Annotated in this window: 7 protein-coding genes; 2 read left to right on the forward strand and 5 right to left on the reverse strand. The window is 64.4% G+C overall.

Features of this window, described 5'->3' with window-relative positions:
• Nucleotides 1-161: 161 nt before the first annotated feature.
• Both pssA and ilvC read right to left on the reverse strand, forming a co-directional pair.
• Nucleotides 162-998 (reverse strand): CDP-diacylglycerol--serine O-phosphatidyltransferase, encoded by an 837-nt coding sequence (gene pssA / locus FHR96_RS22095; RefSeq protein WP_183389874.1) that lies wholly within the window; start codon nt 996-998, stop codon nt 162-164.
• 129 nt (nt 999-1127) lie between these two features.
• Nucleotides 1128-2144 carry a ketol-acid reductoisomerase gene (gene ilvC / locus FHR96_RS22100; protein ID WP_183389880.1) on the reverse strand — a complete coding sequence of 339 codons (1017 nt, stop codon included), beginning with the start codon at nt 2142-2144 and terminating at the stop codon, nt 1128-1130.
• Between the two features lie 196 nt (nt 2145-2340).
• Between ilvC and ilvY the strand changes: the two genes are divergently transcribed.
• Nucleotides 2341-3231: an HTH-type transcriptional activator IlvY gene (gene ilvY, locus FHR96_RS22105; RefSeq protein WP_183389875.1), complete on the forward strand. Its 891-nt coding sequence runs from the start codon at nt 2341-2343 to the stop codon at nt 3229-3231.
• A 94-nt stretch (nt 3232-3325) separates the two neighbouring features.
• On the opposite strand, the gene ilvN is transcribed toward ilvY, so the two are convergent.
• A complete protein-coding gene (ilvN, locus tag FHR96_RS22110; RefSeq protein WP_183389876.1) occupies nt 3326-3817 on the reverse strand; it encodes an acetolactate synthase small subunit in 492 nt (163 codons plus the stop codon).
• Complete coding sequence (locus tag FHR96_RS22115) at nt 3817-5541, reverse strand: acetolactate synthase 3 large subunit (RefSeq protein WP_183389877.1); 1725 nt, start codon at nt 5539-5541, stop codon at nt 3817-3819. The genes ilvN and FHR96_RS22115 overlap by 1 nt, the downstream gene beginning before the upstream one ends.
• 626 nt (nt 5542-6167) lie before the next feature.
• Between FHR96_RS22115 and FHR96_RS22120 the strand changes: the two genes are divergently transcribed.
• On the forward strand, nt 6168-7574 hold the full coding sequence (locus FHR96_RS22120) for a sugar porter family MFS transporter (protein WP_343066397.1): 1407 nt from the start codon (nt 6168-6170) through the stop codon (nt 7572-7574).
• Between the two features lie 103 nt (nt 7575-7677).
• Here FHR96_RS22120 and clpB read toward each other — a convergent pair whose 3' ends face one another.
• Nucleotides 7678-10260 carry an ATP-dependent chaperone ClpB gene (gene clpB / locus FHR96_RS22125; protein ID WP_183389879.1) on the reverse strand — a complete coding sequence of 861 codons (2583 nt, stop codon included), beginning with the start codon at nt 10258-10260 and terminating at the stop codon, nt 7678-7680.
• Between the last annotated feature and the right edge of the window lie 242 nt (nt 10261-10502).

The raw sequence follows: 10502 nt of genomic DNA on the forward strand, positions 1-10502 counted from the left end.
ACCGAATCGTGTCGAAAGCATGAGAAGCCGGTGACACGGCCCCGCCCTGGCTATCCACAACCACCCCGACAACGAACCGGCTGTGGATAATCGTATGCTCCGGCCGGAGACGCGAACGCCCGCACGAGGCGGGCGTTGAAGCACGGATAGGGTACCGCGATTCAGTCTCGGACGCCGCCCCTCATCTTGCGCAGCAGGGCGAGGATCGGACCGGATGCGACATAGCTACCGAACAGTAGCAGCAACATGACGGAGGGCTCGATGGAGATGACCACGAAGCCCAGGACGATAGCCAGCAGCATGACGAAGGGCACGGGCCCCTTGAGATCGACATCCTTGAAGCTGTAGTAGCGGATGTTGCTGACCATCAGCACACCGGCGGCCCCCACCACAAACAGCATCAACAGCTTGAAGCCGAAGGCATCGGCATCGAAGCTGTGGAAGGTCCAGACGCTGGCGGCGACCACCGCCGCCGCAGAGGGACTCGGCAAGCCGATGAACCACTTCTTGTCGACGCTGCCGATCTGAACGTTGAAGCGGGCCAGTCGCAGGGCGGCGCAGGCCACGTATAGGAAGGCCACCACCCAGCCGGTCTTGCCCACATCCTGAAGAATCCAGGTGAAGGCCACCAGCCCCGGGGCGACGCCGAACGAGAGCATGTCGGAAAGCGAGTCGAACTCGGCCCCGAAGGCGCTCTGGGTGTTGGTCAGCCGTGCCACTCGGCCATCCAGGCCGTCGAGCACCATGGCGATGAAGATGGCGATGGACGCCGCGGTGAAATCGCCGTTGATGGCGGCGATCACGGCGAAGAAGCCGGAGAACAGCGCAGAGGTGGTGAACAGGTTCGGCAGCAGGTAGATCCCTTTGCGGCGAACCTTCTTGCCGTCCTCTACGGCCTCCTCGACCACCTCCGATTCGCGCAGGAACGTCTGGGCCAGGTCTTCGTCATCGTGCGATGGCGACGTTTCCTGCTCGCGGTTGCTGGGGTCCTGGCTCATCGGTGTCATCCATTGCGGCTTGGGTTGGCCCCATTCTACACATAGAGCCGCGCATGACTCATCGTCCACGCACGCAAAAAGGGCGCGGATCTCCGCGCCCTTTCGTCGACTGCCGCCGGTCGAGTCCGATCAGTTCTTGGACTTGTCGACCAGCTGGTTGGCGGCGATCCACGGCATCATGGCACGCAGTTTCTCGCCCACCTGCTCGATGGGGTGCTCGGCGTTGAGACGGCGACGCGCGGTCATCGAGGGATAGTTGGTATTGCCCTCGTTGATGAACATCTTGGCGTACTCGCCGGTCTGGATGCGCTTGAGCGCATTGCGCATCGCCTCGCGGGACTGGTCGTTGATGACCTCGCCACCGGTGACGTACTCGCCATACTCCGCGTTGTTGGAGATGGAGTAGTTCATGTTGGCGATGCCGCCTTCGTACATCAGGTCAACGATCAGCTTGAGCTCGTGCAGGCACTCGAAGTAGGCCATTTCCGGCGCATAGCCCGCTTCGGTCAGGGTCTCGAAGCCGGCCTTCACCAGCTCAACCGCGCCACCGCACAGCACGGCCTGTTCGCCGAACAGGTCGGTTTCGGTCTCGTCCTTGAAAGTCGTCTCGATGATGCCGCTACGACCGCCGCCGATTGCCGCGGCGTAGGACAGGGCCAGCTCCTTGGCGGTGCCGGAGGCATCCTGATGGATGGCGATCAGATCGGGAATGCCGCCACCACGAGTAAACTCGGAGCGCACGGTGTGGCCCGGCGCCTTGGGCGCGATCATCAGCACGTCCAGATCGCTGCGCGGCTCGATCTGGTTATAGTGGATGTTGAAGCCGTGGGCGAAGGCCAGGGTCGCGCCCTGCTTCAGGTTCGGCTCGATCTGCTGCTCGTAGATGGCCTTCTGGTTCTCGTCGGGCGCCAGCACCATCACCACGTCGGCAATCTTGGCGGCTTCTTCCACGGAGGCGACCTTGAGGCCGGCGGCCTCGGCCTTGGCCGCGGAGGAGGACCCCTGACGCAGCGCGACGGTCACGTCGACACCGGATTCCTTGAGGTTGTTGGCGTGGGCGTGGCCCTGGGAGCCGTAGCCCACGATGGCTACCTGCTTGCCCTGGATGAGCGAAAGATCGCAGTCCTTATCGTAATAAACGCGCATGTGGATGCTCCTGGAAACGAGAATGAAGTCGGTGTCGGTGTCAGCGTCGATGGCCACCCGCGCCGTCTTGCCGCGGCGCTGGGAGTCGGCACCCGGGCCCATGGCTCGAGTCGATGGGGAAACTTTACGCCAGGCACCTCATTGCGTAAAACGCTATATTTGCAATGCCATATCCCACAAAGTGAAACAATGCCGTATGGACATGCGCCCCCTCAGGCACTTCCTGGCCCTGGCCGACACCCTGCACTTCGGACGTGCCAGCGAGGCATGCCACGTCAGTCCTTCCACCCTCTCCCGCTCGATCCGTCAGCTCGAGGACACACTGGGCGTCGCCCTGTTCGAGCGCGACAATCGCCATGTGACCCTGACCCGACAAGGCCACCACTTTCAGGACTATGCCCGAGATACCCTCGAAGAGTGGGAGCGGCTGCGTCAGTCACTGATGAGCGAAGCGCTGTCCCTCACCGGCGAGATCAGCATCTACTGCTCCGTGACCGCCAGCTACAGCTTCCTCTACGACCTGCTCAGCGAGTTTCGCACCCGCCATCCCGGCATCGAACTCAAGCTACATACCGGTGACCCGGCCCAATCGATGTCCCGGGTGCTGGCCGGCAACGAGGACATGGCGATCACCTCACGCCCGCGCCGCCTCCCCGAGGCGCTGGCCTTCAAGTCGCTGACCCGTTCGCCGCTGGTGTTCATCGCGCCCGGGACGCCCCAGCCCTGGATACCAGGCTCGCCCGAGTCACCAAGCGCCGCGCAGTGGCAAGACGTACCCATGGTGCTCTCGGAATCGGGTCTCTCGCGGGAGGTCAGCGACACCTGGTTCAAGGCGCTGGGCGTCAAGCCGCGCATCTATGCCCAGGTGGCCGGTCACGAGGCGATCGTCAGCATGGTCAGCCTGGGCTTCGGCGTCGGCGTGGTCCCGCGCATCGTGCTGGAGGCGAGCCCGCTGGCAGAGCGGGTCAGGGTGCTGCCGGTGAAACCGGAGCTGCCCCACTATGATGTTGGCCTGTGCGTGCTCAACCGCCGCCTGAAGAGTCCGCTGATCGACGCCCTGTGGGCGGAGGTCGAGGAGCGCGGCTAACGCGGTAACGCTTCTCGCACGAAAAAGCCGCCCCGTAGGGCGGCTTGCAATGAATCGCGCGGATGCGGATTCACGTCACGAGCACAGTCGTCAATTACAGCGACAGCACCTTGTCGCCGCGAGCAATCCCCGACACCCCCGTGCGCGCCACCTCGAGTAGCCCCACCGGAGACATCGCCTCCAGGAAGGCATCGAGCTTGCCGGCATCACCGGTGATCTGCACGGTGTACTGGCTCGGCGTCACGTCGACGATCTGCGCGCGGAAGATATCCACCGTGCGCTTGACCTCATCGCGGGCCGCGCCCAACGCCTTGACCTTGACCAGCATCAGCTCGCGCTCGATGTGGCTGCCCTCGGTCAGGTCGACCAGCTTGACCACGTCGATCAGCTTGTTGAGGTGCTTGGTGATCTGCTCGATCACCCGGTCATCACCGATGGTAGTGACGGTCAGCCGCGACAGCGTTTCGTCGTCGGTGGGCGCCACGTTGAGGGTTTCGATGTTGAAGTTGCGCTGGGAAAACAGCCCCACCACGCGAGACAGGGCGCCCGGTTCGTTTTCCATCAGAATCGAGATGATATGGCGCATCAGGTCCGCTCCGTCTTGGAAAGCAGCATGTCACGCATGGAGCCCAGAGGCACCTGCATCGGATAGACGTGCTCGTGGGGGTCCACGGCGACGTCGAGGAACACCAGCTCGTCGTTGTCGGCGAAGGTCTTCTCCAGCGCCGATTCGAGTTCCTCTTTCGTCTGCACCTTCAGGGCGGTAAAGCCATATGACTCGATCAGTTTCTGGAAATCGGGCAGCGACTCCATGTAGGAGTGCGCATGGCGGGACTTGTAGTTGAGGTCCTGCCACTGGCGCACCATGCCGAGCGAGGCATTGTTGAGATTGACGATCTTGACGCCCCCACCGAACTGCTTACAGGTCGAGAGCTCCTGCATCATCATCTGAAAACTGCCCTCGCCGGTCACGCAGACCACCTGCTCGTCGGGGAAGTTCTGCTTGATGCCCATGGCCGCCGGGAAACCGAAGCCCATGGTGCCGAGCCCCCCGGAGGTGATGAAGCGGTTGGGCTTGTCGAACTTGTAGTACTGGGCCGCGAACATCTGGTGCTGACCCACGTCGGTGGTCACGTAGGCCTGGCCACGGGTCGCCCGGCAGATCGCCTCGATGACCTCCTGGGGCTTGAGCACCTCGCCGTCCTTCGACGGCTCGTAGAGCTTGCCGCGTCGCTCCTCCCGCCAGCCGTCGATGGTCTGCCACCACTCGGTGAGCGCCTCGGGATTGGCGACCTCACGCCCCTGGAGCAGGCTGATCATCTCGTTGATCACGCTGCCGGCCGGCCCCACGATGGGCACGTCGGCACGCACCGTCTTGGAGATCGAACTGGGGTCGATGTCGACATGGACGATCTTGGCGGTGGGGCAGAACTTGGAGGTGTTGTTGGTCACCCGGTCATCGAAGCGTGCGCCGATGGCAACGATCAGGTCGGCATGGTGCATGGCCATGTTGGACTCGTAGGAGCCGTGCATGCCCAGCCAGCCGAGGCACTGTTCGTCGCTCTGCGGGAAGGCGCCGATGCCCATCAGCGTGGTGGTGATCGGGAAGCCGAGCCGCTTGACCAGATCGGTCAGGCCTTCGCTGGCATCGCCGGTCACCACGCCGCCGCCGGTATAGAAGATCGGCCGGCGGGCCTTGAGCATCAGGTCGACGGCCTTCTTGATCTGACCGGTATGGCCGCGCGCCACCGGGTTATAGGAGCGCAGCTTGACCTTCTTCGGATAGACGTATTCGTAGCGTTCGGTGGGAGTGGTCATGTCCTTGGGAATGTCCACGACCACCGGACCGGGACGTCCGGTAGAGGCCAGGTAGTAGGCCTTCTTGAGAACTTCCGGAATCTCGGTCGGGTGCTTGATCGAGAAGCTGTGCTTCACGATCGGCCGGGTCACGCCGACGATATCGGTTTCCTGGAAGGCGTCGTCACCGATCAGGTGACTCATCACCTGGCCGCACAGCACCACCATGGGAATCGAGTCCATGTAGGCGGTGGCAATGCCGGTGACGGCATTGGTGGCACCGGGGCCGGAGGTCACCAGCACCGTGCCCGGCTTGCCGGAAGCCCGGGCATAGCCGTCGGCGGCGTGGGTCGCCGCCTGTTCATGGCGCACCAGGATGTGCTTGACCTTGTCCTGGCGGAACAGGGCGTCGTAGATGTGCAGCGCCGCACCGCCTGGATAGCCATAGATGTATTCGACGCCCTCATCCTGGAGGAAGCGGGCGATCATGTCCGCGCCGGAAAGCAATTCCACAGATGTTTCTCCCCTGGAGGTCTCGAGTGCGATCCGCGCCCCTGTCGGGCACGGGGTCGAGTGCGGCGGTATGCCGCTGCCGGTCTCGCCGGCACCTGATGCCAAACCCTGGCTTATCTAGGCCCGGTTAGGGCCAGCACTCTCGTCGGGAACGCTGATGCATGGCCGCGCTCGAGCTTTCGTCGCGCGACATCCATCGACGTCTCCCTATCACGGCGGATCGCCGCGTCGGGGCGTTGGCCAGGTCGGGCGGTTGGCCCGGACCCGGAAGTCCTTCGGCGAGTAAAGGCCCCTTGGCCTACCCTTCGCGCGGTAATGGGGGATCGCCCGCTGGAGTCCGCGCCCGATTATCAGGAAGGGTCAAGATTCCAATAGCGCCCGAAAAGTGTCAACCGCCTCCCGGGGGACAAGCCATCAATCGGCGAATTTGCCGGCGTGCTCGCCCCTTTCGCGCCCCTTGTTGCGACGAAAGTCTATACCGATTGGCTCGCGACCGCGTGGGGATACTGCTTTAATGACGCAGGTGACACGATTCACCTTCCGAGTGACAGCCAGACATCCGCGTCCATGCCCAGAGTGCCTCGCGTTTCGCTCGCAAGATGAATCGATTCACCTAAATCAACAATATCCAGACACCGCCTCACCAGAGGAGACGCACCATGTCACGCATCGTGCAATGGTCCATCACCGTGGCGCTGGCCGGCTTCCTGTTCGGCTTCGATACCGCGGTCATCTCGGGCGCCGACCAGCCCATCCAGACACTCTGGGGGCTCAACGACCTCCAGCATGGCCTGCTGGTCATGTCCATGGCCCTGTGGGGCACCGTGCTTGGTGCCATCACCGGCAACTGGCCGACCGACCGGCTGGGCCGCCGCGCCACCCTGCTGTTGATCGGCATCCTCTATCTGGTGTCCGCCGTCGGATCGGCGCTGGCCACCGATCCCTACTGGTTCTCGCTGTTCCGCCTGCTGGGCGGCATCGGCGTCGGCATCTCCTCGGTCGCCGCCCCGACCTACATCTCCGAGATCGCCCCGCCCAAGTATCGCGGGGTGCTGGTCGGGCTCTACCAGTTCAACATCGTGTTCGGCATCCTGATGGCCTTCGTTTCCAACTATGCGCTGGGCGCGCTGCTCGACGACAACGCCTGGCGCTGGATGCTCGGCATCGAGGCCGTGCCCGCCCTGCTCTACACCCTGCTGATCAGCCGGGTACCACGCAGCCCGCGCTGGCTGATCCTGCATCGCAACGACATCGCCGGCGCCACCGAGGTACTGCGCCGTCTGGCGCCGGAGGCCGACGTCGACGCCCAGATCGCCGAGATCCGCGCCGCCGAGGACAGCGAGCAGCGCGCCCATGCCGGCTTCTTTTCCGGCCGCTACCGGCTGCCGATTTTGCTGGCCTTCCTGATCGCCTTCTTCAACCAGCTGTCGGGCATCAACTTCATCATCTACTACGCGCCGCGGGTACTCGAGGCCGCGGAACTGGGCGCCAGCACCGCCCTGCTCTCCACCGCCGGCATCGGCCTGGTCAACCTGGTGTTCACCATGCTCGGCATGGCGCTGATCGACCGCCTGGGGCGTCGCACTCTGCTCTACATCGGCTCGGCCGGCTACCTGGCCTCGCTGGTGCTGATATCGCGCGCTTTCTTCCAGGGCGACCTGGGCGGGCTGGACGTGCCACTGCTGCTCGGCCTGTTCATCGCCGCCCATGCAATCAGCCAGGGCGCCATCATCTGGGTGTTCATCGCCGAGGTATTCCCCAACCACGTGCGCGCCCGCGGCCAGTCGTTCGGCAGCTCGGTGCACTGGGTGTGTGCGGCGCTGATCACCCTGGTGATGCCCTGGGTACTCGGCACCTTCAGCGGCGGCCCTGTATTCGCCTTCTTCGCCGTGATGATGGCGCTGCAGCTGCTGTTCGTGATGTTCCTGATGCCAGAAACCAAGGGCGTCTCCCTCGAGGAACTGCAGAAGCGTCTGGTGCGCGAGCCCCGCGGCAAGCGCGTCGCCGTGTCCCCCGCGGCACAGCGCTCCTGACTCTCTCGCACGAAAAAGCCCGCCGACACGCAACGCATCGAGCGTGCCGGCGGGCCTCGAAGCCCCGAACCGCCCGCGCCTCTCGGCGCGGGCGGTCTCGTTTTCAGTGATGAAAGACCAGGCGGCCGTCGTCGACCTCGACGCGAATCACGTCGCCCGGCGAGAAGTGCCCGGCCAGCAGGTCCTGGGCCAGCGGATTCTCGAGGCGATTCTGGATCGCCCGCTTGAGCGGCCGCGCGCCGAACACCGGATCGAAGCCCACCACCGCCAACTGGGCCATGGCCTCGTCGGACACCTCGAGCCCCAGATCGTGCTCGGCGAGTCGAGCACGCAGGCGGTCGAGCTGGATGCTGGCGATGGCCTGAATCTGCTCCTGCCCCAGGGCATGGAACACCACCACTTCATCAATGCGGTTGATCAGCTCGGGGCGGAAGTGGCTACCCACCACGTCCATCACCGCCGACTTCATCTGCGCGTAGTCGCTGTCGTCACCGCCCATGCGCTGGATGATCTCCGAGCCCAGGTTGGACGTCATCACGATCACGGTATTACGGAAGTCTACCGTGCGACCCTGGCCGTCGGTCAGGCGGCCATCCTCGAGCACCTGCAGCAGGATGTTGAAGACATCGTGGTGGGCCTTCTCCACCTCATCGAGCAGCAGCACCGAGTAGGGCTTGCGGCGCACCGCTTCGGTCAGATAGCCGCCCTCTTCATAGCCGACGTAACCCGGAGGCGCGCCGATCAGCCTCGCCACGGAGTGCTTTTCCATGAACTCGGACATGTCGATACGCACCATGGCTTCCTCGGTATCGAACAGGAAACCGGCCAACGCCTTGCACAGCTCGGTCTTGCCGACCCCGGTCGGGCCGAGGAACAGGAAGGAGCCGTTGGGGCGATGCGGATCGGCGAGCCCGGCCCGGGAGCGACGCACGGCGTTCGACACCGCGGTGACCGCCTCGTCCTGGCCGATCACGCGCTCGTGCAGCGCCTCCTCCATGCGCAGCAGCTTGTCGCGCTCGCCCTCGAGCATCTTGGCCACCGGGATACCGGTCCAGCGCGACACCACTTCGGCAATCTCCTCCTCGGTGACGTTGGAGCGTAGCAGCTTATGCTGAGAGGTATCGGTCTCGGCCGCGCTGGACTCGGCGATCTTCTTCTCGAGCTCCGGGATCACCCCATATTTGAGTTCCGACATGCGTCCATAATCATTCTGGCGCTTCGCCTGCTCGAGATCGATACGCGCCTTGTCGAGTTCGTCTCTGAACTGGGCCGCGCCCTGGATGCTCGCCTTCTCGGCCTTCCAGATCTCGTCGAGGTCGGCGTACTCGCGCTCGAACTCGCCGATCTGCTCCTCGAGGGTGCCGAGACGCTTCTTGGACGCCTCGTCGGTCTCCTTCTTGAGGTGCTCGCGTTCCATCTTGAGCTGAATCAGCCGGCGATCGAGACGGTCCATCTCCTCCGGCTTGGAGTCGAGCTCCATGCGGATCCGCGAGCAGGCCTCGTCGATCAGGTCGATCGCCTTGTCGGGCAGCTGGCGGTCGGTGATATAGCGGGTCGACAGCTTGGCGGCGGCGATGATCGCGCCGTCGGTGATGTCGACGCCGTGGTGCACCTCATAGCGCTCCTTGAGCCCGCGCAGGATGGCCACGGTATCCTCCTCGGAGGGCTCGTCGACCAGCACCTTCTGGAAGCGGCGTTCCAGGGCGGCGTCCTTCTCGATGTGCTGGCGATACTCGTCGAGCGTCGTGGCACCCACGCAGTGCAGCTCGCCGCGCGCCAGGGCCGGCTTGAGCATGTTGCCGGCGTCCATGGCGCCCTCGGCCTTGCCGGCACCGACCATGGTGTGCAGCTCGTCGATGAACAGGATGATCCGGCCCTCTTCCTGGGCCAGCTCCTTGAGCACCGACTTGAGACGCTCCTCGAACTCGCCGCGGAACTTGGCCCCGGCCAGCAACGCGCCCATGTCCAGCGACAGCACGCGCTTGTCCTTGAGCCCCTCCGGCACCTCACCGTCGACGATGCGCTGGGCCAGGCCCTCGACGATGGCGGTCTTGCCGACGCCGGGCTCGCCGATCAGTACTGGGTTGTTCTTGGTGCGCCGCTGCAGCACCTGGATGGTGCGGCGAATCTCGTCGTCGCGGCCGATCACCGGGTCGAGCTTGCCGCTGGACGCCCGCTCGGTGAGGTCCAGGGTGTACTTGTCCAGCGCCTCGCGGCTCTCCTCGGCGTTAGGGTCGCTGACCTTCTCGCCGCCGCGCACGCTGTCGATGGCGGTCTCGAGCGCCTTGCGCGTCAGTCCGGCCTGTCCGAGAAGCTTGCTCACCGCATGACGCATCTCCAGCGCCGCCAGCAGCACCAATTCGCTTGCGATGAACTGGTCGCCGCGCTTCTGGGCCTCGCGATCGGTGAGGTTGAACAGCTTGACCAGGTCTCGAGACGGCTGCACCTCGCCGTCGAAGTCGGCGACCCGCGGCAGGTCGTCCAGGTGCCCCACCAGGCCATCGCGCAGCCGAGCGGCGTCGCCGCCGGCCTTCTGCACCAGCGCCTTGACGCCGGTATCGGTGGCATCCAGCAGTGCCAGCAGCAGGTGGCCAGGCTCGAGCTGGTTGTGGCCATGCCCCACCGCCAGGGACTGGGCATCGGCCACGGCGTTCTGCAGCTTGGCGGTGAACTTGTCGAATCGCATTCGCTTTCCTCCGTCGGGAGGGCGGCACGAATCGGACGCGCCGCCTGTCCCGGTATCATGGATCTTGACATCCTAGATGGCGTCAGGGTGGCCGGCTTTCAAGTCGGCCGACGGAGGAAGCGGAGGGGGATTGATGTGGATCAAGCGTCAGCTGGAAGCTGGAAGCTGGAAGCTGGAAGCTGGAAGCTGGAAGCTGGAAGCTGGAAGCTGGAAGCTGGAAGCTGGAAGCTGGAAGCTGGAAG

This window comes from Halomonas organivorans, from assembly GCF_014192055.1.
GTDB lineage: Bacteria > Pseudomonadota > Gammaproteobacteria > Pseudomonadales > Halomonadaceae > Halomonas > Halomonas organivorans.